This is a genomic window from Streptomyces sp. NPDC004658 (genome assembly GCF_040609555.1).
In the GTDB taxonomy this organism is placed as follows: Bacteria; Actinomycetota; Actinomycetes; order Streptomycetales; family Streptomycetaceae; genus Streptomyces.
The window spans coordinates 63,585-84,559 of sequence record NZ_JBEXKG010000016.1; the positions used below are offsets into that span (position 1 = coordinate 63,585).

At 72.8% G+C, this 20,975-nt stretch carries 20 protein-coding genes and 1 pseudogene; 10 read left to right on the plus strand and 11 right to left on the minus strand.

Annotated elements, in window-relative coordinates; genetic code table 11:
- Positions 1-90: 90 nt before the first annotated feature.
- The gene (locus ABZV94_RS09190; RefSeq protein ID WP_356338801.1) at positions 91-357 is read left to right on the plus strand and encodes a DUF2530 domain-containing protein; all 267 of its coding nucleotides are present in this window, start codon (positions 91-93) and stop codon (positions 355-357) included.
- Between the two features lie 82 nt (positions 358-439).
- Positions 440-2,836, plus strand: a complete 2,397-nt coding sequence (locus ABZV94_RS09195) for an HAD-IC family P-type ATPase (protein ID WP_356338803.1) — start codon at positions 440-442, stop codon at positions 2,834-2,836.
- 17 nt (positions 2,837-2,853) lie between these two features.
- On the opposite strand, the gene ABZV94_RS09200 is transcribed toward ABZV94_RS09195, so the two are convergent.
- The 3 genes from ABZV94_RS09200 to ABZV94_RS09210 form a co-directional block, all read right to left on the minus strand.
- On the minus strand, positions 2,854-3,684 hold the full coding sequence (locus tag ABZV94_RS09200) for a hypothetical protein (RefSeq protein WP_356338806.1): 831 nt from the start codon (positions 3,682-3,684) through the stop codon (positions 2,854-2,856).
- Positions 3,685-3,886: 202 nt separating this feature from the next.
- Entirely contained in the window at positions 3,887-4,645 is a 759-nt protein-coding gene (locus ABZV94_RS09205) for a calcium-binding protein (protein WP_356338808.1), read from the minus strand.
- Between the two features lie 141 nt (positions 4,646-4,786).
- Complete coding sequence (locus ABZV94_RS09210) at positions 4,787-7,915, minus strand: molecular chaperone Hsp90 (RefSeq protein ID WP_356338811.1); 3,129 nt, start codon at positions 7,913-7,915, stop codon at positions 4,787-4,789.
- A gap of 137 nt (positions 7,916-8,052) precedes the next feature.
- Between ABZV94_RS09210 and ABZV94_RS09215 the strand changes: the two genes are divergently transcribed.
- A complete protein-coding gene (locus tag ABZV94_RS09215) occupies positions 8,053-8,544 on the plus strand; it encodes a hemerythrin domain-containing protein (protein ID WP_356338813.1) in 492 nt (163 codons plus the stop codon).
- A 38-nt stretch (positions 8,545-8,582) separates the two neighbouring features.
- On the opposite strand, the gene ABZV94_RS09220 is transcribed toward ABZV94_RS09215, so the two are convergent.
- Both ABZV94_RS09220 and ppk2 read right to left on the minus strand, forming a co-directional pair.
- Positions 8,583-9,545 carry a YihY/virulence factor BrkB family protein gene (locus tag ABZV94_RS09220; protein WP_356338815.1) on the minus strand — a complete coding sequence of 321 codons (963 nt, stop codon included), beginning with the start codon at positions 9,543-9,545 and terminating at the stop codon, positions 8,583-8,585.
- A gap of 15 nt (positions 9,546-9,560) precedes the next feature.
- Positions 9,561-10,580, minus strand: coding sequence for a polyphosphate kinase 2 (ppk2, locus tag ABZV94_RS09225; RefSeq protein WP_356338817.1), 1,020 nt, complete (start codon positions 10,578-10,580; stop codon positions 9,561-9,563).
- A 139-nt stretch (positions 10,581-10,719) separates the two neighbouring features.
- On the opposite strand from ppk2, the gene ABZV94_RS09230 reads away from it, so the two are divergent.
- Positions 10,720-12,345 carry an alkaline phosphatase D family protein gene (locus ABZV94_RS09230; RefSeq protein WP_356338820.1) on the plus strand — a complete coding sequence of 542 codons (1,626 nt, stop codon included), beginning with the start codon at positions 10,720-10,722 and terminating at the stop codon, positions 12,343-12,345.
- 1 nt (position 12,346) lies between these two features.
- Here the strand turns inward: ABZV94_RS09230 and ABZV94_RS09235 are convergent, their stop codons facing one another.
- Both ABZV94_RS09235 and ABZV94_RS09240 read right to left on the minus strand, forming a co-directional pair.
- On the minus strand, positions 12,347-12,541 hold the full coding sequence (locus ABZV94_RS09235) for a DUF397 domain-containing protein (RefSeq protein WP_356338822.1): 195 nt from the start codon (positions 12,539-12,541) through the stop codon (positions 12,347-12,349).
- Positions 12,538-13,383 carry a helix-turn-helix transcriptional regulator gene (locus ABZV94_RS09240; RefSeq protein WP_356338825.1) on the minus strand — a complete coding sequence of 282 codons (846 nt, stop codon included), beginning with the start codon at positions 13,381-13,383 and terminating at the stop codon, positions 12,538-12,540. The genes ABZV94_RS09235 and ABZV94_RS09240 overlap by 4 nt, the downstream gene beginning before the upstream one ends.
- 116 nt (positions 13,384-13,499) lie before the next feature.
- Here ABZV94_RS09240 and ABZV94_RS09245 point away from each other — a divergent pair.
- Positions 13,500-13,841: pseudogene (locus ABZV94_RS09245) on the plus strand (ATP-binding protein); the annotation flags it as partial.
- A gap of 74 nt (positions 13,842-13,915) precedes the next feature.
- Here the strand turns inward: ABZV94_RS09245 and ABZV94_RS09250 are convergent.
- Positions 13,916-14,842, minus strand: coding sequence for a DUF3027 domain-containing protein (locus ABZV94_RS09250; protein WP_356338826.1), 927 nt, complete (start codon positions 14,840-14,842; stop codon positions 13,916-13,918).
- Between the two features lie 267 nt (positions 14,843-15,109).
- Here ABZV94_RS09250 and ABZV94_RS09255 point away from each other — a divergent pair, with 267 nt between their 5' ends.
- From ABZV94_RS09255 to ABZV94_RS09270, 4 genes are all read left to right on the plus strand, one after another.
- Positions 15,110-16,510, plus strand: a complete 1,401-nt coding sequence (locus ABZV94_RS09255) for an MFS transporter (RefSeq protein WP_356338829.1) — start codon at positions 15,110-15,112, stop codon at positions 16,508-16,510.
- 93 nt (positions 16,511-16,603) lie between these two features.
- On the plus strand, positions 16,604-17,101 hold the full coding sequence (locus tag ABZV94_RS09260; RefSeq protein ID WP_356338831.1) for a DUF2771 domain-containing protein: 498 nt from the start codon (positions 16,604-16,606) through the stop codon (positions 17,099-17,101).
- Positions 17,074-17,820 carry a futalosine hydrolase gene (locus ABZV94_RS09265; protein ID WP_356338834.1) on the plus strand — a complete coding sequence of 249 codons (747 nt, stop codon included), beginning with the start codon at positions 17,074-17,076 and terminating at the stop codon, positions 17,818-17,820. Before ABZV94_RS09260 ends, ABZV94_RS09265 begins: the two co-directional genes overlap by 28 nt.
- Positions 17,810-18,658 (plus strand): 1,4-dihydroxy-6-naphthoate synthase, encoded by an 849-nt coding sequence (locus tag ABZV94_RS09270; protein ID WP_356338836.1) that lies wholly within the window; start codon positions 17,810-17,812, stop codon positions 18,656-18,658. Before ABZV94_RS09265 ends, ABZV94_RS09270 begins: the two co-directional genes overlap by 11 nt.
- A gap of 24 nt (positions 18,659-18,682) precedes the next feature.
- Here the strand turns inward: ABZV94_RS09270 and ABZV94_RS09275 are convergent, their stop codons facing one another.
- On the minus strand, positions 18,683-19,066 hold the full coding sequence (locus ABZV94_RS09275; protein WP_014673396.1) for a cold-shock protein: 384 nt from the start codon (positions 19,064-19,066) through the stop codon (positions 18,683-18,685).
- Positions 19,067-19,230: 164 nt separating this feature from the next.
- On the opposite strand from ABZV94_RS09275, the gene ABZV94_RS09280 reads away from it, so the two are divergent.
- Positions 19,231-19,494, plus strand: a complete 264-nt coding sequence (locus ABZV94_RS09280) for a hypothetical protein (RefSeq protein ID WP_356338838.1) — start codon at positions 19,231-19,233, stop codon at positions 19,492-19,494.
- On the opposite strand, the gene ABZV94_RS09285 is transcribed toward ABZV94_RS09280, so the two are convergent.
- Both ABZV94_RS09285 and ABZV94_RS09290 read right to left on the minus strand, forming a co-directional pair.
- Positions 19,458-20,102, minus strand: a complete 645-nt coding sequence (locus tag ABZV94_RS09285) for an HAD family hydrolase (protein ID WP_356338840.1) — start codon at positions 20,100-20,102, stop codon at positions 19,458-19,460. The genes ABZV94_RS09280 and ABZV94_RS09285 overlap by 37 nt on opposite strands.
- Before the next feature lie 143 nt (positions 20,103-20,245).
- The coding region (locus ABZV94_RS09290; protein ID WP_356338843.1) for a hypothetical protein at positions 20,246-20,975 on the minus strand (730 nt) is incomplete at its 5' end.

Below are 20,975 nucleotides of genomic sequence, written 5' to 3' on the forward strand. Positions count from 1 at the left end.
GCGGTCAAAGACAAACGGTTTCAGTATGAACGTATGAGTGGCAGATCGCTATCTCCGCGCGTAGACCCCGGCGGCGCTTAAGCTGTGCCCATGGCTAAGTGGACCCCCAAGCACGAGGCGCCGGAGCCCCTGGAGGGGCCCGTGGTCGCCACGATCACCGGCGGCACCCTCGTGTGGTTCGTCCTCTTCCTGGTCCAGCTCCCCTTCTACGGCTGGTTCGAGGACCACGGGCACCTGTGGTGGCTGTGGACGTGCCTGGCCGGGGGCGGGCTGGGACTGATCGGCGTCTGGTACGTGCGCAGGCGGGACGCCGCGCTGAAGCGGGCGGCGGCCCTGAAGCCGACGCCGGCCGAATAGCGACGCCGGCCGGGGCCGACGCCCGCTGCGGCCGGGCGAGTCCGGTGGGCGGGCGGACACATCCCCACGTACCGTCGAATGCATGAGCCATATAGACGCGGGCGCCGAACTCGACCCCGTGCATCCCGTGGCCCTGCCGAAGAGCCCCGCGGCCGGGCTGACCGGTGCCGAGGTCGCGGACCGCGTCGGACGGGGCCTCGTCAACGACGTACCGGTGCGCAGCAGCCGGTCGCTCGGGGAGATCGTCCGGGCCAACGTCTTCACCCGGTTCAACGCGATCATCGGCGTCCTGTGGCTGGTCATGCTGTTCGTCGCGCCGATCCAGGACAGCCTCTTCGGGTTCGTGATCCTCGCCAACACCGGGATCGGCATCGTCCAGGAGTGGCGGGCCAAACAGACCCTGGACTCGCTGGCGGTGATCGGGGAGGCCCGGCCGACGGTACGGCGGGACGGGCTCGCGACCGAGGTGGCCACCCACGAGATCGTCCTGGACGACCTCGTCGAGATCGGCCCCGGCGACAGGATCGTGGTCGACGGGGTGTGCGCCGAGGCGGACGGGCTGGAGATCGACGAGTCGCTGCTCACCGGCGAGGCCGATCCCGTCGTCAAACGCCCCGGCGACCCGGTGATGTCCGGAAGCTTCGTCGTCGCGGGCGGCGGCGCCTTCACGGCCACCAAGGTCGGCCGCGAGGCCTATGCCGCGCAGCTCGCCGAGGAGGCGTCCCGGTTCACGCTCGTCCACTCCGAGCTGCGCACCGGCATCTCCACGATCCTCAAGTACGTCACCTGGATGATGGTCCCGGCGGCGGTCGGCCTCGTCATCACCCAGCTCGTCGTCAAGGACGACGACCTGAAGGACGCGGTGGCCCGCACGGTCGGCGGGATCGTGCCGATGGTCCCCGAGGGGCTGGTGCTGCTCACCTCCGTGGCCTTCGCGATCGGCGTCATCCGGCTCGGCCGCAAACAGTGCCTCGTGCAGGAGCTGCCGGCCATCGAGGGCCTGGCCCGCGTCGACACCGTCTGCCTGGACAAGACCGGCACGCTCACCGAGGGCGGCATGGACGTCACCGAGCTGCGGACGCTGGACGGGGCGGACGAGACGTACCTGCGCAAGGTGCTCGGCGCGCTCGGCGAGTCCGACCCGCGCCCCAACCCCTCCCTCCAGGCGATCATCGACGCCTATCCGGACAGCGACGACTGGCGCTGCGTCGAGTCGCTGCCGTTCTCCTCCGCCCGCAGGTACAGCGGGGCCGCGTTCAGCGAGGGCGACGGCGAGACCAGCACGTGGCTGCTCGGCGCCCCGGACGTCCTCCTCGACGCCGGCGACCCGGCCCTGGCCGAGACCGAGCGCCTGAACGAGCAGGGCCTGCGCGTGCTGCTGCTGGCCCGGGCGCACCGCGACCTGGACGACCCCGAGCCGGCCCGGGGGGCCCGCCCCACCGCCCTGGTCGTCCTGGACCAGCGGCTGCGGCCCGACGCCTCCGACACCCTGCGCTACTTCGCCGAGCAGAACGTCCGCGCCAAGGTCATCTCCGGTGACAACGCGGTCTCGGTCGGCGCGGTCGCCGCGAAGCTGGGCCTGGACGGCACGGTGGTGGACGCGCGCCGGCTGCCCGCCGAGCGGCCGGCGATGGCGCAGGCCCTGGACGCGGGCACCGTCTTCGGGCGGGTGACCCCGCGGCAGAAGCGGGACATGGTGGGCGCGCTCCAGTCGCGCGGGCACACGGTGGCGATGACCGGGGACGGCGTGAACGACGTGCTGGCCCTGAAGGACGCGGACATCGGGGTCGCCATGGGCTCCGGCTCGGAGGCCACGCGGGCGGTGGCTCAGATCGTGCTGCTCGACAACAGCTTCGCGGCCCTGCCCGCGGTGGTCGCCGAGGGCCGCCGGGTGATCGGCAACATCACGCGCGTGGCGACGCTGTTCCTGGTGAAGACGGTCTACTCGGTGCTGCTGGCGGTGCTGGTGGTGTGCTGGCAGGTGGAGTACCCGTTCCTGCCCCGGCACCTGACCCTGCTGTCCACGCTCACCATCGGTGTCCCGGCCTTCTTCCTGGCCCTCGCCCCGAACACGGAGCGGGCGAGACCGCACTTCGTGCGCCGGGTGATGCGGTACGCGGTTCCCGGCGGGGTGGTGGCCGGCGTCGCGACGTTCGTCACGTATCTGCTCGCCCGCCACCACTACACCGGTCCCGGCGCCCTGGCCGCGGAGACGAGCGCGGCCACCCTGACCCTGTTCCTGGTCTCCCTGTGGGTCCTGGCGATCATCGCCCGCCCCTACACCTGGTGGCGGGTGGCCCTGGTGGCCGCCATGGCCGTGGCCTTCCTGCTGGTCCTCGCCGTGCCCGGGCTCCAGGCCTTCTTCGCGCTGAAGCTGGTCGGCATGGCCTTGCCGTGGACGGCGGTCGGCGTGGCCGCGGTGGCGGCGGCCGCCCTGGAGTACCTGTGGAGGTGGGTCGGCCGCCGCTTCCCGGACTGAGGTCCGGCCGGGTGCCGCTACTGCACGTCGACGTAGTCGGACGCGGCGTTGACCGCCGGGGTGGTCGAGGTGCCCGCGAAGCTGTAGCGCCAGTAGCCGTCGTAGTTCGCGGTGGTGGTGGTCTTCAGGTTGCCGGACGAGTCCGTGTACACCGTCTTGACGGTGGTCCAGGTGGTCGTGCCCTTCTTGAGGAACTGGAGCTTGACCGGCTGGCTGGTGTAGCCGTGGTACAGGTGGTCATCCCAGTTCGCCCGGGTCAGCTTGCCCGTCACCGTGAGGGTCTTGCCCTTGCCGACGGGCTCGGGGCCCGCGTTGGCCGTGAGCTTGGAGTAGCGCTGCACCAGGGTGCTGCCGAGGCCGCTCTTGTCCTTGTAGCCGACCTTGCTCAGGTCGGGGTTGTTCTGGTCCTGGCCGTTGAAGGCGACGGCCTCGGCGGCCACGCCCCAGGAACCGGCCCAGGCGCTCTTCAGGTCCCCGTCGGCCGGGTAGATGTCGACGGTGCCCTTGCAGGTGGCCGTCGTCGTCGTGACGGGGGTGCAGGTCGCCGGGTTGTCGCCGTACAGCTCGGCGGTGGCGGTGTCGTACGAGCCCTTGTACAGGAAGGCGTCGGTGTAGAAGTCCTTCGCCGCGATGTTCACGTCCGAACCGTGCGTCAGCGTGTACGAGTAGGTGGCACTGACCTCGTTGGTGGTGCCGACCTTGATCGCCTTGGCGATGGTGACGTTCGAGAAGCTGACGTTCAGCGTGTACGGCGTGCCCGAGTCACCGGTGGCGTGGGCGGCCGGGACGGCGAAGGCGGAGAGGGCCAGGGCGCCGGAGACGGCGGCCACGGTGGCACGTATGCGCATGTGCGTTCCCCTGGAGGGAGAAGTGATCGTTGGAGTCGGTCGACTCACGCGATCAGATCTCCGAGGCAGAGGACTGGTTGTACGGCAAGACCTCTTTCCGGTCAGATTTGGCCTGGGGATTACCGGCCCATGACACAACTGAGAAGGAACGTTCCGCCCCCGGGAGCGACGGCAGGCGCTCCCGGGGCCGGGTCCGTGCCGCTCAGTTCACGTCGACGAAGTCACCCGTGGCGTTGACCGCCGAGGTGGTGGAGCCTCCCGCGAAGGAGAAGCGGTAGTAGCCGTCGACCGTGGCGGTGGTCGTCGTCTTCAGGTTGCCCTTGGAGTCCGACTTGACGGTCTTCAGCGTGGTGTAGGTGCTGGAGCTCTTCTTGCGGAACTGGAGCTTCACGGACTGCGAGGCGTAGCCGCCGTACTTCAGCGACTCCCAGTTGGCGCGGGTGAGGGCGCCCGTCACGGTGACGGTCTTGCCCTTCTTCACCGGCTCCGGGGAGGCGTTGGCGGTGAGCCGGGCGGCGCGCTGGAAGGAGAAGGAGCCGGCCTTCTGCTTCCAGATGAAGTCCCCGTCCTTGGCGTCGACCCACGCGTCCACGTACCAGGTGCCGGCGCTCTTGTTGGTGAGGTAGTCCGTCTTCGGGTCGATCTTCACCGAGGCGGTGCAGGTCGAGGTGGTGGCGTTGACCTTGGTGCAGGTGGGCTTGCCGGTGCCCGCGTACCCGTTGTCGGGGCCGTAGAGGGTGAACTCGTCGGCGCCCTTGATGCCCGAGTTGTCGGTGGCGGTCACGCTGACCTTGACGGTCACCGCGCTGGAGATGCCGATCTGCACCTTGTTGTCACCGTCGACGACCACCTTGGTGATCTTCGTGTCGCCGTAGCCGCCGTCGGCCTGGGCGGCCGGGACGGCGAGGGCGGACAGGGCCAGGGCGCCGCCGACGACGGCGACAGAGGCACGGATGCGCATGTGTGGTCCCCACGTTGAGATCTGGGGAGTCGGGTGACTCCGCAGATGTGACACGGGAACAATGTGAAAGGTTGTACGAGTAGTGAAAATTCTGTGCGGGAGTGCAGGGGGAGGGAACGCCTCCGGCGGAAGCGGCCGGGGTCAGTCGAACCAGCGGTCCCGCGCCAGCTCCTCCGTCCGCGACGGGTCCTCCAGCAGCGCGGCCACCTCGAACCGCCGGGGCCACTGCCCCGCCGCCCAGGCCAGCCCCGCCGCGACCCCCTCCAGGGTGGCCGCGTGCAGGACACCGTCGTCGGTCAGCCGCCAGTCGATCTCCACGCCGTCCACGACGAGTTCCTCGTGCTCGACGTAGGTGTCCGGCGTCCGCGGCCCGAGCAGCACGCGCACCGCGTCCGGTACGTCGTGCTCGGTCCCCTCGGAGTGCACCGCGCCGGTGACGGACTCGCTCAGCCGCCGCACCTGGAACAGCTCGGCCAGCTCGGCCGCCCGCGCGGGCCGGACCGGCAGCAGCGGCACGCCCGAGGTGAACGGCAGCAGGTCCGGCGAGTCGACCACGACGGCCGACCCGGCGTCCACGACCCGCACACGCCCGTCGACCACGGCCCGCAGCTCGTCCGGCAGGGTCACCTGCTCGGGGTCCAGCTCCGCCAGCGCGCTGTACAGCCCGTGCAGCTGAGCCGGCGTCACGGGCCGCTCCGGGTCGGCGAGGCGGTCCAGCAGCTCGGCGGCGCCGCCGGGCTCGTCCAGCAGCGCGTCGACGGAGGTGCGCACACCGAGCGCCCGCAGCACCTGCTCGTCCTCGAACCCGGTGGCGTCGGCCTCGTCGTACAGCCCGCGCAGCAGCGGGTCGCCGCCGGCCGCGAGCAGCCCGGCCGGGCGCCGCCCGTCGAGCACCGGGTGCCCGCGCAGCCACCACGCGGTGTACGGCCGTACGACCTCGTGGGTGCCGTCGGGCAGCAGGATGCGCACGGGCTGGGTGAGGGCGTCCCGCAGCGGCGGCCGGGCCAGCAGGGCGAGCGCCTCGGGCCAGTGGTCGTCGTCCACCAGGTCCAGGTCGCGGACGGCGACGAGTTCGGTGGCGACCGGCGGGACCGGGCTGTCCGGGAACCGGTCGAGGATGTCCTCGCACCACACGTCCACGGCGTCCAGCAGACCGGCGTCGTCGGGCTCGGCCCAGTCGCCCTCCCGGGGCTCCAGTTCGTCCGGGTCCAGCACGACGTCCGTGGCCCTCACGAGCGCGAAGTCGGCGAGCACCCCGCACGCGGCGAGCGGCTGCTCCCCCCACCTCTCCGCCAGGTCGGCGTCCACGGCGGCCAGTTCACCCTCGCGGATGACCCGGGCGAAGGGGCTGCCGGGGAACACCAGCTCACCGGCGGGCGCGAGTTCCCCGTCCTCGTCGGGCAGCGCGAGGGCGCCCAGCCAGGGCTCGTCCCCGGGTTCCAGCCCCGCGTCCCGCACCAGCGCGAGCACCGTGTCGGCCAGTTCCTCGGCGTCCGGCGCGTCCTCCTCCCAGCCGAGGGCGCCGTCCTCCTCCAGCGAACCCGCCACGGCGGCCCGGATCTGCGGGGTGGTCAGCACCGCGCGCGGGGTCGCGGGCAGCGCGCCGAGCTTCTCCAGCAGCGGGTGCGCGGCGTCCGCGTGCGCCACCTTCAGCCCGAGCCGGCCCAGCACGTCCGGATCGATCCGGGCGGCGTCCGGCGTGGGCAGCAGCACCTGCCGGGGCCCGATCGTCGTACGACCATCGGCGAGCGGCACCGGCAGTCCCGACAGCCGCTCGGGGTCGACCCCGGCCAGGCTGTCGTACAGCCGCCACCACCACCGCGGCTCCTTCTCCAGCCCGGCGAGCCGGTCGACGGCGTCGGCGAGCGGCAGCCGGGCGACCCCGAGGGTGCGCAGTTCGACGCGCCGCTCCAGCCCCGCCGGGAGCAGGGTGGGCAGCACCTCGGCGAGCACCCGCACGGTGTCGGCGCCGGCGCCCTCCACGATCTCGGCGTCCCGGGGCCGCAGCGCCTCAGGCAGCTCGTCGTCGCCCTTCGCCTCGACCGCCGGGGGCAGGAAGGCGGTGCGCGGCAGCCGCTCCAGCACGGCCTGCCGCAGGGCCCCGTCCAGCGCGCCCTTGCCGAGCGGACCCGGCACGAGGTCGATGATCCCGGCCAGTACCGGACGCCAGGAGGCGAGCAGTTCGGCGTAGGTGTCGGCGGCGCGCTCCACCAGGAAGTCGGTGAGCGGGCCGGGTGCCGCGTGCCGGCGGGTGGTGTCGAGGGGGAAGGAGGCGATGAGCAGGGCGGGCACACCGAGGGGCTCGTCGCTCGGCGTCGGCGCGTGCACGACCGGGCTCGTGCGGGGCGGGACCGGTGCGCCGTAGGCGTCGACGGGCACGGCCCAGGTCACCGACCAGTGCGGTCGCAGCCGCTCCTCGACCGGCCGGCCGGCGAGGAGATCGGGCGTGAGGGCCCCGTTCGCGGACGCCGTGCGCCAGTTGGTGATGCCGTTGCGGGAGTCCTCCACGATGGTGAAGGGGCCGTCGGTACGCCGGCTGAGCGTCCGGGGCGCCTCGCCGTTGACCTCCACGACGACCTCGCTCAGCCCGGGCAGGGCGAGGAGCAGGGCGTCGTCGATGCCGTCGAGCAGCCGCTCGGCGAGATCGGCGGCGGCGGCGTCGCGCAGCGGCAGGATGACGGCGGTGTCGTACGGCTCCGGAGCGGTGCCCTCGGCGGCGAACGGCAACCGCAGCAGGGGCACGTGCCCGTCCCGCCGCCGCACCTCGTCCCCCAGCCCGGGGCTGTGCCGGGCGGTGTCGGCGGCCAGCTCCCTCGCCTCCGCGAGGGACCAGCGCACACCCCCGTGCCGCCCCACGATCGCCGGTTCGTCGGTGACGGCGAGCACGGCGGCGAACCCGACCCCGAACCGGCCGACGGCACCCTGCGTCGCCTCGGCGTCCCGCTTCGCGGAGGCCCGCAGCGTGGACAGGGACTCGACACCGGCCGCGTCCAGCGGGGCACCGGTGTTCGCGGCCACGAGCACGCCGTCGCGGAGGGTGAGCCGCAGCCGCCCCGGCACGTGCGCCCGCGCGGCGGCGTCGGCGGCGTTCTGGGCCAGTTCGACGACGAGCCGGTCCCGGTACCCCCCGAGGACCAGGTCCTCCTCGGCGTTGGCGTCCTCCCGGAACCGGGCGGGGCTGGTCGCCCAGGCGTCGAGGACACCGCGACGCAGACGGGCGGTACCGAAGGGGTCGGCGCCCTCGGCCGCCGGCCGCACGAACTTGCTCACGTTGACTCTCCTCTACGACGTGAGGACGAAGGTACAGCGCGGAGCCGGGAGGCCATCAACGCGGACAGCGGGGGTAGGCGGTAGAGACCCATCCACCGGCACGGTAGTGCCGTACGTACGAAAGTGGTGCCCGTCCCATGGCCGAAACCCGGGATGTCGTCGAGCTGATCCTCCAGGACCACCGGCGCATGGAGGACCTGTTCCGTCTGATGCGCAGCGTGGAGGCCGACCGTGCCGCCGCGCTGGAGGAGTTCGCGGACCTGCTGATCGCGCACGCGCTGGCCGAGGAGGCCGAGGTCTACCCCGCTCTGAAGCGGTACAAGAACATCGACGACGAAGAGGTCGAGCACGGCGAGCACGAGCACGACGAGGGCAACGAGGCCCTGCTGGCCCTCCTGGAGGCCGACGAGGTCGGCTCCGAGGAGTGGGACGAGAAGCTGGAGGAGCTGGTGGAGGCCGTCACCCACCACGCCGACGAGGAGGAGCGCACCATCCTCAACGGGGCACGCGAGAACGTGGCCATGGAGCGGCGCGAGGAGCTGGGCGCGGCGTTCCTTCAGGAGCGCGAGCGTCAGCTGAAGGCCGGATGCGGTTCGGTCGACAACGTGCGCCGCATCGTGAAGTCCTGACCCGCGGGAAGTGCTGACCCGCGCACCGGGCCCGGCTCTCAGGGCCCCGGGCCCGGGTCCGGCTTGACGGCCCGGCCCAGACCGGCGCGGGCCGCTTCCAGCTGCGCGGCGAAGGCGATGCCCAGGAACAGGGCGATCCCGGTCAGGTTGGCCCACAGCAGCAGGGCCACGAAGGCCGTGAGCGGGCCGTACACGGCGCCGAAGGAGCCGCTGCGGGAGACGTAGAGCGTCAGCAGCCAGGTCGCGGTGACCCACAGCACCAGGTGGACGGCGGAACCGAACGCCAGCCAGGTGTACCCGGGCTGGTCCCGGCGCGGCGACCAGCGGAAGATGACGGCGGAGGCGATCCAGGCGAGGGCGGTGCCCACGGGGATCTCCAGGGCGCCCCACCACGCCGGGGGCCCGGAGACGCCCAGCGCCTCGGTCGTCGCGGCGGTCACGGCCCGGCCGGCGACCAGGACCAGGAACCCGAGCACCATGGGCACGCCGGCGGCGAAGGCGAGCAGCACGGCCCTGCCGTACTTCCGCGGGAAGGGCCGGTCCCGTTCGATGCCGTAGATCCGGTTGGCGCCCCGCTCCACCTGGCCCATGGCCGAGGCCAGGTTGAGGACGGAGAAGGCCAGGCCCAGGCAGAGCGCGAGGGTGCTCCACGCGTCGGAGCCGGCGCCGCGGCGAGTGCCGCGCAGCGCCTCCCGGACCACGTCGGCGCTGGCGCCCGGCACGATCCTGCCCAGGGTCAGCTCGATGATCCGCCCCACGCTCTCCGTGTGCGCGGCCGAGGCGAGGCCGACGAGCGCGATGGTGAACGGCACCATACCCAGCACGATCTGGAAGCCGAGGGCGCGGGCGTTGGTGAAGCCGTCGGCGTAGCGGAACCGGGAGAAGGCGTCGAGCAGCAGGCGCGCGCCCCCGTAGCGCCGCAGCGCGGTGAAGGCCTCGTCGCCGGACAGCTCGTCCCCGATCATGTCCCGCGTCTGCGGGACGTGTACCACCGTCCCCATGGTCCGGGTTCCTCCTCACGTGTGGCCGCGGCCGGCCGTCGCCTCCGGGTCCGGGTGGTTCCCGGGTCCGCCGCCCGGTCCGGCCAGCGGGGTCGGCGACAGGGCGGTGGGCTCCTCACCCGGTTCGAGCAGGGTGTCCGCCGCTCCGACGATCAGCGGGTCGGGGCTGCCGACCGCCTCGCGGTCCTTGGCCGGGTAGTCGAAACGGTCCAGCAGGCTGCGCATCGCCTCCAGCCGGCCCCGCCGCTTGTCGTTGTTCTTCACGACCGTCCAGGGCGCGTGCGCGGTGTCGGTCGCCCGGAACATGTCGACCTTGGCCGCGGTGTAGTCGTCCCAGCGGTCGAGGGAGGCCAGGTCGGTCGGGGAGAGCTTCCAGCGGCGCACCGGGTCGACCTGCCGGATCGCGAACCGGGTCCGCTGCTCGGCGCGGGACACCGAGAACCAGAACTTCACCAGCAGGATGCCGTCGTCGGTGAGCAGCCGCTCGAACAGCGGGGCCTGCCGCAGGAACTGCCGGTACTCGTCTTCCGTGCAGAACCCCATGACCCGCTCGACGCCGGCCCGGTTGTACCAGGACCGGTCGAAGAAGACCATCTCCCCGCGGGCCGGCAGGTGCGTCACGTACCGCTGGAAGTACCACTGCCCCGCCTCCCGCTCGGTCGGCTTGTCCAGCGCCACCACACGGGCCCCCCGGGGGTTCAGCCGCTCGGTGAACCTTTTGATGGTGCCGCCCTTGCCGGCCGCGTCCCGCCCCTCGCACACCACGACGATCCGCTGCCCGGTGTCCTTCACCCAGCGCTGGAGCTTGAGCAGTTCGATCTGGAGGATCCGCTTGGTCCGCTCGTACTCGCGCCGGCCGATCCGGTGGTCGTAGGGGTGGTTCTCCCGCCAGGTCTCGACCGGCCGCCCGTCGGCGTCCAGCAGCACCGGCCGCTCCGGCTGCCGGTCGTCCACCTCGAACCCCCGCAGCAGGTCGTCCTCGCCCGCCCTGCCGTGGGTCTCCCGCGCCCGCGTCGTCCGCCCGTGCCCGGCCACGACACCGCCTCTCCGTCTCACCGCTCACCGGGGCCGCCCGCCCGGTCTTCTCTCACGTGCCCGCCCGGACGGGTCCCAGACGCCTGTACCGTCGCTGGGGTCGTTCCTTTCCGTACCGTGCGAGACAGGAAGGCATCACATGGCCGAACTGCGCCTGGGACCCCTGCTGAGGTACACCGACGGCTCCTGCGCGACCGTGTGGGTCGAGGCGAGCGGGCCCTGCACGGCGCGGGTGAGCTGTTCCGGCGGCGCGGGCGGCACGGCGGCCACCTTCCAGGTGGCCGGGCACCACTACGCGCTGGTCACGGTGACCGGGCTGGAACCGGGCACCGCCCCCTCCTACGAGGTGTTCCTCGACGACGCCCCGGTATGGCCGCTGCCCGACTCCCGCTTCCCGCCCTCCGTCATCCGCACGCCCGGCGCCGGCGACGCCGTCCGCGTCACGTTCGGCTCGTGCCGCTGGGCCGCGCCCCCGGCGGACGGCAAGGACCCGGTCGGCCCGGACGCCCTCGACACCCTGGCCCGCAGGCTGTCGGCCGACCCCGACGCGGAGCGCCCCGACGTCCTGCTGCTCCTGGGCGACCAGGTGTACGCCGACGAGACCTCCGAGGAGACCCGGCGCTGGCTGGCCGCCCGCCGGAACCTGGACGAGCCGCCCGGCGGCCAGGTCGCCGACTACGAGGAGTACTGCCACCTCTACTGCGAGTCCTGGCTCGACCCGGAGGTCCGCTGGCTGCTGTCCACCGTGCCCAGCTTCATGATCTTCGACGACCACGACATCGTGGACGACTGGAACACCTCCGCCGCCTGGCTCGCCGACATGCGCGCCACCGACTGGTGGCAGGAACGGCTGCTGAGCGGCCTGATGTCGTACTGGGTCCACCAGCACATCGGCAACCTCTCCCCCGCCGAACTGGCCGACGACCCGACCTGGGCCACGGTCCGCGCCACCCCGGACGGTACGAAGGCGCTGCGCGCCCTGGCCGAACAGGCCGACGCCGACTCCTCCACGGTCCGCTTCAGCTACCGGCGCGACTTCGGCCGGGTCCGGGTGGTGATGGTCGACTCCCGGGCCGCGCGGGTCCTGGAGGAGAGCCGCCGCTCGATGCTGGACGCGGGCGAGGCCGCCTGGCTGCGCGAGCAGGTCCTCGCCGACGAGGGGGCCTACGACCACCTCCTGATCGGCACCTCCCTGCCCTGGCTGCTGCCGCACCTGGTGCACGACACCGAGGGCTGGGACGCGGCCCTGTGCGCCGGGGAACGCGGCGACCGCTGGGCCCGCTTCGGCGAGTGGCTGCGCCGCGGGGCCGACCTGGAGCACTGGGCGGCCTTCCCCCGCTCCTTCGCCGACCTCGCCGGCCTCATAGCCGACGTCGCGGCGGCACCGGGCGCCCCGGCGAGCGTGTGCGTCCTGTCCGGGGACGTGCACCACGGCTACATCGCCGAGGCCACCTGGCGCTCCGGCGACCTCGGTGTCCCCGTCGTCCAGCTCACCTGCTCACCCGTGCACAACTCCGTGCCGGCGGCCCTGCGGATCGGCTTCCACGTCGGCTGGAGCGCGCCGGCCCGCCTCCTGGGCCGCCTGCTCGCCCGGCACGGCCGCACCCCCCGGCCACCGGTGCGGTGGCGCAAGCGGGGCGGGCCGTGGTTCGGCAACCAGCTCATGACGTTGACGCTGCACGGCCGTTCGGCCCACCTGCGCCTGGAACGCACCGGCAAGGAGGCGAGCCTCGACACCGTCCACGAGGCGAGCCTCACCGGCTGATTCAGCGCCGGGCGGCGTACGAGACGAACTCCGTCCAGGTGGAGGGAGCGACGGTGAGGCGGGGGCCGTCGTGCTGCTTGGAGTCGCGGATGTGGATGGTGGAAGGGGTGGGGGCGGCGTCCCAGTCCAGGGCGACTTCGACGCAGGAGTCGCCTTCACTGCTGCTGCTGTAGCTGCTCTTGAACCAACGGATCATGGTGCCCCCAGCAGTTCCTCGATGAAGGTCGTCGACTCACGGGGAGTGAGCGCCTGCGCCCGGATGATGCCGTAGCGCAGCTCAAGGATACGGAGGTGCCTGGGTTCCTCCACCGGTCGGCCGTTGGCCACTGCCGGCGAGCGACCCACTGCCGAGCCGTCCGCGAACTTGAGCACCTCGATACCACCGGCCAAGCCGGCGTGCTCCTCGCGGTCCATCGGCATCACCTGAAGCTCGACACCGCGCAACTGCCCTGCCGCGAGGATGTGTTCCAGCTGGCGCCGCAGTACTTCCCTGCCTCCGAACGGTCGCCGCAGTGTCCACTCCTCCAGCACGAAGCTGATCTCGGGCGCCGGGTCCCGCTCGAAGACCGCCTTGCGAGCCATCCGGGCCGACAGGAACCGCTCCACCTCCTCACTGCTGTACGCAGGGCGTCGCATGAGGAGCAACGCCCGTGCGTACTCGGGTGTCTGGAGCAGCCCATGGATGTTCAGCGGGTCGTACAGCTGGAGCTCAACCGCCTTCGCCTCCACCTCCGCCAGAGCCCGAACCTTCTTCGGATAGCGGACCTTCTCCACGTCCTCCTTCATCGCCGCGAGCAACCCACCCGCGTCCAGGACCTTGTCCGCCTTGTCGAGGTACTCCGGTCTCGGGATCCGCTTGCCGGACTCGACCTTGTAGACCATGTCCTCGCTGTAGCCCACGGCCTTGGCGAAGTCGGCGGCGCGCATACCCACCGCCTCGCGGCGCAGCCTCAGTTGGCGGCCGACGGTGGCGATGACGGCGACGCCCCACTCGTCGTCCGGCTCGATCTCCCAGCCCGGCTCCTCTTCCTCACTCACCCCGCGGCACCCCCTTCTCGACACGCCCGGACACCCCCGGACACGCGCTGGACAGTGACCCTACGCAACCGCGTCGTCACTGTTCAGAGGTAGCAGGCACGGCCACTCTGAGTGATGTGAACCAGGAAATCTCCACCCACATCTCCACCCCCGTCCCGAACTTCACGGCACGGCTCTCCCCCACGCCCCGCGGGGCCCGTCTCGCCCGGCTGCTCGCCAGGGAGCAACTGCGGTCGTGGGGGCTTCCGTTGGACCCGGCGGAGCTGATCGTGGCCGAACTCGCGGCGAACGCGGCCGGTCACGGCCGGGTGGCCGGCCGGGACTTCCGGCTGACGCTGTACGCCGTCGGGGACACGCTCCGTATCGAGGTGACCGACACGCGCGGTGACCGGCTGCCCGAGCCGATGCGTCCCGCAGCGGACGCGGACAGCGGGCGGGGGCTGCTCCTCGTGGAGGCGCTGGCGGAGCGCTGGGGTACGGCGCCCGGGCCCTCACCGCGCAAGACGGTGTGGGCCGAGGTGCGCGTGCGGGGTCAGGAGTGGCCGAGTTCGGCCGTCTCGTCGTCGCCGGCCTCCGGGACCGAGCCGGAGTCGCGGGCGGGACGCAGCGGGAAGGGGTCGACCCGGGTCTCGTCGACCACCGGGGCGGCCGGCTGCGGGGGCTTCGGCATGACCGCCGCCTCCGAGTGGCCGCCGCAGCCGTAGGCGAGGGAGACGACGCGGCCGTCGGCCGGGGAGAACTCGTTGGCGCAGACGCCGAAGGCCTGGCCGAGGGAGCCGCCGATGGGGGTGAGGAAGCCGCAGCTCATGCAGGTGGCGGGGGCCGCCTGGGCCATGGCCGTCTTCGGGCCGAAGGCCTCTTCCCAGCGGTCGGCGGCGCTGTGCAGGCCGTAACGGGACAGCACGCGGGCCCGGCGCATGCCCAGTTCCTCGGCGACGGACGCGATGGAGCCGCGGGACGGGGCGGTCGGCTGGGCGGCGGGGGCGCCCGGCGTGACGTCGGCGTCCTCCGCCTCGGCCAGTTCCCGCATCTCCTCGGAGACCACCGAGTTCGGCGGCGGCTCCTCCTCGCCCGTGTAGCCGGGCTCCAGGCGCAGGTCGTCCTGGTCGGTGGGGAGCAGGTCGCCGGGGCCGAGGTCGCCGGGGCGCAGGCGCTCGCTCCACGGGACCCACTCGGGGGCGAGGAGGGCGTCGGGGCCGGGCAGGAGGACGACCTCGTCGAGCGTGACGACCTTGGCGCGGGAGGCGCGGGCCACCGTGACCGCCCAGCGCCAGCCGCGGTAGCCCAGTTCCTTGCACTCGAAGAAGTGCGTGACAACGCGGTCGCCCTCCGACACCAGGCCGGCGTGCTCGCCGACCACGCCGGGCGCGGCGGCCTCCTCGGCGGCGGCGCGGGCGAGGTCGACGGCCTCGGCGCACAGGCGGTCGGGGGTGCGGCTTCGCGTTGTCGCTGCGCTCACAGGTATCGCTTCTCTCCTACGCCGTCTCGTCGAGTGCGGCTGCCTCCGGCGGTTTCGCCGACGGAGCGGACCTGGGGACCGCATCGACGTCTGCATCCGCGCGCCTGGGCGCACCTCTGCCATCCATTCTGCGTTATGGCTGAGATAGGCACGCTACACCGGACGGGATTCGTGCATATTCCCACCCGCCCCTCTGCCTGCGCCGACCGGAGTCGTGTGCCGCCACACCCGAACGATCCGCACTATCCGACCGTATCTCGGGGCACTATGAACGTCGTGGCAGCCGCGGACAGGGCGAATGGTCGGGGCGGCGGTTCGGGCCGGGTGGGAGGTGCCGTCCGCTCGGTCGGCCGTGCCCTGCACCTTCCGGTGACCGGAGCGGCCCGGGGCATCCGCAGGGCCACGCACGCGCACGGCGCGGGTGAGTCGGGTCTGGGCAAGCTGATCGAGCTGCACGCGGTGAACGGCGCCGGGGACGTGATGGTCACCGTGGCGCTCGCGTCCACGGTGTTCTTCTCGGTGCCGACCGACGAGGCGCGCGGCCGGGTCGCCCTCTATCTCGCGATCACCATGGCGCCCTTCACGGTCCTCGCGCCCGTCATCGGCCCCCTCCTGGACCGGCTGCCGCACGGGCGGCGGGCCGCGATGGCGGGGGCGATGCTGGCGCGGGCGCTGCTCTCGCTGATCATCTCGGGGGCGGTGGCGACCGGCAGCCTGGAGCTGTATCCGGCCGCGCTGGGCGTGCTGGTGGCGTCCAAGGCGTACGGAGTGGTCCGCAGTGCCGTGGTGCCACGGCTGCTGCCGCCGCGGTTCTCGCTGGTGAAGGCGAACTCCCGGGTGACCCTCGCCGGGCTGCTGGCCACCGGTGCCGCCGCGCCCGTCGCGGCGGGGCTGCACGCCCTCGGCGATCCGTGGCCGCTCTACGGCGCCTTCGTGATCTTCGTCGCCGGTACGTTCCTGTCGTTCTCCCTGCCGCCCAAGGTGGACTCGGCCAAGGGCGAGGACGTGGCGCTGCTCGCGGCCGACGAGCAGCATCTGCACGGGCCGCACCGGGGGCAGGTGAAGCGGCCGGGACTGCGGACGGTCGGGCCCGCCGTCACGCACGCCCTCGGCGCCAACGCCGCGCTGCGCTGCCTGTCCGGCTTCCTGATCTTCTTCCTCGCCTTCCTGCTGCGCGAGCACCCGCTGACCGGGGAGAGCGCGGCGGTGTCGCTGGGGATAGTGGGGGTCGCGGCGGGCGCGGGCAACGCCCTCGGCACGGCCGTGGGGGCCTGGCTCCGCTCCCGGGCGCCGGAGATCATCATCGTGACCGTCGTCGCGGTGGTGCTCGGCACGGCGGTCGTCGCCGCCCTCTTCTTCGGGGCGTTCCTGGTGGCCTGTCTGGCCGCGGTCGCCGGGTTCGCGCAGGCGCTGGCCAAGCTGGCGCTGGACGCGCTGATCCAGCGGGACGTGCCCGAACTGGTGCGGACCTCGGCGTTCGCCCGCTCGGAGACGCTGTTGCAGATGGCGTGGGTGTTCGGCGGCGCGGTCGGCATCGTGATGCCGCTCAACGGCACGGCCGGGCTGCTGGTCGGGGCCGCGTTCGTGGCCGCCGGCTGGCTGAGCACGCTGAAGGGTCTGCTGGCCTCGGCCCGGCAGGGCGGCCGGACCAAGGCCCCGGCGGCGTGACGCCGCGGGGGCACGGGCACGCGTGGCGTAACGAACCGGGCACGCCGTACCCCACGTGGGCGGGCGGCTCCGGACGCCCGATAGCCTTCGGCCATGACCACGCTGCCCCGCGGCGAAGCCGCTGATGTACCCCGCGTTGCGCGACGCCGCCGCGTCGTCGCCGCCGCCGGCGCCGTTTCCGCCGGACTGCTCGTCCTGTCGGCCTGCGACAAGCCGACTCCCGTCGCGACGATCACCGTCGGCGGGCACTCGGTCAACTCCGAGGCCGTCTGCTACAACGACGGCAAGGCGCTGGACGAGAAGTCGCTGAAGGAGTGCGTCAAGAACGCCGACGACGTCAAGTCGATCAAGGTCGGCCAGGACGAGACCGTCCGCATCGGCGTCGACCCGAAGATCGCGGACGCGGGCTGGATCGTGCTGGTCAACGGCCGCCAGTTCAGCGACTCCAGCAAGGAGACGTACCGCACGATCCCGAGCAGCGCGTTCTTCAACGTCCAGTACGGCACCCAGGGCAACACCAACACCCTGTCGATCCGGATGGGCGAGAACACGAACAAGGGCATGTGGTCCTTCAAGCTGAAGAAGGCCTGATCACGACGTCTCTTCCGGTCCTCGTCGCCACCGCGGTCGCCGTCGAGCGGGACGCGGTGGCCCGGGCGTTGCCCGCGCCGGACGAGGAGGTACGGCTGCCGGGCGCGTCCCTGGTCCGTACGGCCGCGGGCTGGGACCTGCTCGCGGCCGGGGTCGGCCCGGCGCTCGCCGCCGCCACGACCGCCGGCGCCCTCACCGCCGCCGCGCTGGCCGGCCGGCCCTACGGCCTGGTCGTCTCGGCCGGGATCGGCGGGGGCTTCCCGCCCGCGGCGCCCGTCGGCTCGCTCGTCGTCGCCGACGCGATCACCGTCGCCGACCTGGGCGCCGAGACCGCCGACGGTTTCCTGCCGGTCACGGAACTCGGTTTCGGGACCGTCACCCACCGTCCGCCGGAACCACTCGTACGAGTCGCGTCCGGGGCCACCGGTGCCCGGACCGGCACGATCCTGACCGTCTCCACGGTGACCGGCACGGCCGACCGCGCCGCCGTCCTGCGCCACCGGCACCCCGGCGCGCTCGCCGAGGGCATGGAGGGGTTCGGGGTGGCGGAGGCCGCCGCGGCGCACGGCGTGCCCGTGCTGGAGATCCGCGCGGTCTCCAACCCGGTGGGGCCCCGCGACCGCGCCGCCTGGCGCATCGGTGACGCCCTCGCCGCCCTCACCGAGGGCTTCGGGAAACTCGCGCCCGCATTGGAGAGTTGGAACGCACATGACCGCTGAACCGCTGCAGATCGCGTACTCCCCCTGCCCGAACGACACCTTCGTCTTCCACGCCCTCGCCCACGGCCGCGTCCCCGGCGCCCCCGCGCTGGACGTGACCTTCGCCGACATCGACATCACCAACGGCATGGCCGAGCGCGGCGAGTTCGACGTGCTGAAGGTGTCGTACGCCGTCCTGCCGTACGTCCTCGGCGAGTACGCGCTGCTGCCGTGCGGCGGTGCGCTGGGCCGGGGCTGCGGACCGCTGGTGCTCACCCGGGAGGCCGGTGCCGACCTGACGGGCCGTACGGTCGCGGTGCCGAGCGAGAGGTCGACCGCCTACCTGCTGTTCCGGCTGTGGGCCGCGGACACCCTGCCGGGCGGGGTCGGCGAGATCGTGGTCATGCCGTTCCACGAGATCATGCCGGCCGTACGGGACGGCAAGGTGGACGCGGGCCTGGTCATCCACGAGGCCCGGTTCACCTACCGGAACTACGGGCTGCACAAGCTCGCCGACATGGGCGAGCACTGGGAGCACACCACCGGGCTGCCGATCCCGCTGGGCGCGATCATCGCCAAGCGGTCGCTGGGCGCCGAGCGGCTCGGCCGGCTCACCGACGCCGTCCGGGCCTCCGTACGGGCCGCCTGGGACGACCCCGAGGCCTCCCGGCCGTACGTCATGGAACACGCCCAGGAGATGGACCCGGTCGTCGCCGACCAGCACATCGGGCTGTACGTCAACGAGTTCACCGCCGACCTCGGCGAGGACGGCTACGCGGCGGTCCGGGGACTGCTCACGCGCGCGGCGGCCGAGGGGCTGGTGCCGCCCCTCGGCCCGGACGCGCTCGCTTTCCCCTAATGCGGGCCCGGCTCCGGTTCCGGCTCAGACGTCCAGCTGATCGGCGACCGCGCGGAGCAGACCGGCGATCTTCTTGCCGGACGCCTTGTCCGGGTAACGGCCCTTCTCCAGCATCGGCGTGATGTTCTCGAGAAGGGTCGTCAAATCCTGGACGATCGACGCCAGCTCGTCCGGCTTCTTGCGCTGGGCGGCGGCGACGGACGGCGTCGGGTCGAGCACGATCACCGACAGTGCCTGGTCACCGCGCTGACCGGCGACGACACCGAACTCCACGCGCTGTCCCGGCTTGAGCGCATCGACTCCGGCGGGGAGAACCGAGGAATGGACGAAGACGTCACCGCCGTCGTCGCGGGAGAGAAAGCCGAAGCCCTTCTCGCTGTTGAACCACTTGACCTTGCCGGTAGGCACGTCTGTCCTCGTCCTCGTACTCGTCGGAAAACTACTTCGGAAACGGCTCTTGATAGCACTGGGGCGGGTCGACCATGACCCGCCGGTACCAAGGCTAATGGTCTTGGGGCGGGTGACAAGACGTCCCCCGGTTGTTCTCTCGCGCAGGGAACTACCCTGGTCCGGTGCGTGACAAAACCCAAACGAATTCCGCCGCGCCCGGTGACCGACTGATCCGCGCCGGTGCCGTCGTCTTCTTCCTCGGGGCCGTGGCCACCCTCGTCACGGTGGCCCCGCTGTTCCTCGGAGCGAAGCCTTTTCCGACGTACATGTTCGGTCTGAGCATGCTCATGGCCGTCGGATTCCTCGTGGCCGGCGCGGGTGTCCTGCGGTCCGTCGCCGCCGGCCGGCGTCAGGCGAGGGACGCGGCGCCGGGCGCCTCGCGGTAGCCGCCGAGCCACGCGGGGAACGCGGACAGGTCCGCGAGGACGACGTCCGCACCGGCCGCGCGCAGCTCGTCGGCCGGGCACGGGCCGGTCGCCACGGCGACCGAGAACGCACCCGCCGCACGGGCGCCGCGGACGTCTCCGACGTGATCGCCGACGTACACGCCGGCGCCGTACTCGCGCAGCGCCGCCGCCTTCTGCTCGGCCCACAGGTCGCCGACGACCACGTCCGGCTCGATGCCGAGGTGGGCCAGGTGCAGCTTGGCGTTCGGCTCGTACTTCGCCGTCACCACCATCGTCCGTCCGCCGGCCGCCCGCACCGCGTCGACCGCCTCCCGGGCGCCCTCCATGGCGGGCGTCGCCGCGATGGCTATGGAGGGGTACATCTCCCGGTACAGGTCGGCCACCGCCGGCACCTCCTCGGCCGGGAACCAGTGGATCAGCTCCTCCGCGAGCGGCGGCCCGAGCCGGGTCACCGCCAGATCGGCGTCGATGAACGTCCCCGTCCGCTCCGCCAGGGCCAGGTAGCAGGCACGGATGCCCGGGCGGGAGTCGATGAGGGTCATGTCGAGGTCGAAACCGACGGTCAGCGAGGAGGCCATGCGGGCCATTGTGCCGGGTGCCTCCGGTGGTTCGGCCGGGTGGGGTTCGGGGGGCGAGGGTGCTTTGTCGCGTGCGGGTGCGTGGGGGCTGGTCGCGCAGTCCCCGCGCCCCTTGGGTGGGTCGGCCACCGCTTGCCGGGGAGCGCGCGGAACTACCCCTTCCGCTGGGAGCGCCAGACCAGGTAGGCCGCCGAGGCGAGCGCCGCCCCCCTCACCACCCAGGGCCAGGTGGCGCTCACCGCGTCGTTCATGTGGCCCTGGGCGATCGGGTCGCCCCAGCGGCCCTCGTTGCGGCCCCACAGCCACACCAGTCCCGCCGCGACCGCCGTGCCCGGCAGGACCATCACCGCCCACTTGGTCTCCGCGGGCGTCAGCCGCCGGGAGCCGTAGGCGATGGCCCAGCCGAGGAGCAGCGCGAACCAGTTGCCGAGCACGGCGCCGGCGACCAGCGCGGCGGCGGCCAGCAGCAGGAGCGGGTTGGACCAGCCGGCGGACGGGACGGGGAGCAGGCGGCGGCGCGGGGCGGGCGCCGCTTCCGGCGCGGCCTCGGCGGGCTCCGCCACCGGCTCGGCCTTCTCCGCGGGAGCCGCCTGCGGGGGCCGTTTGAGCAGTTCCGGGATCTCCACGCCGCCGACGAACCCCGGCACCGGGTCGGCGTCGGCCAGGGGGCCCGCGGTGCCGACGCGCCACCAGTCGGGCGGTGCCGTGGCGTCCCCCAGTTCGTGCGCGGGGGCCAGATGCGGCGGGGCCGGTGTGTCGCGCGCGGCGGGCGGCTCGGGCTCGGACGGGCGCGGGCGCGGCACGACCCGGCGCAGCCCCTTCGGCCGCTCCCGCTCCGCCGGCCGCGGCGCCCGCTCGCCGGAGGAGGGCTGGGGCGGCACG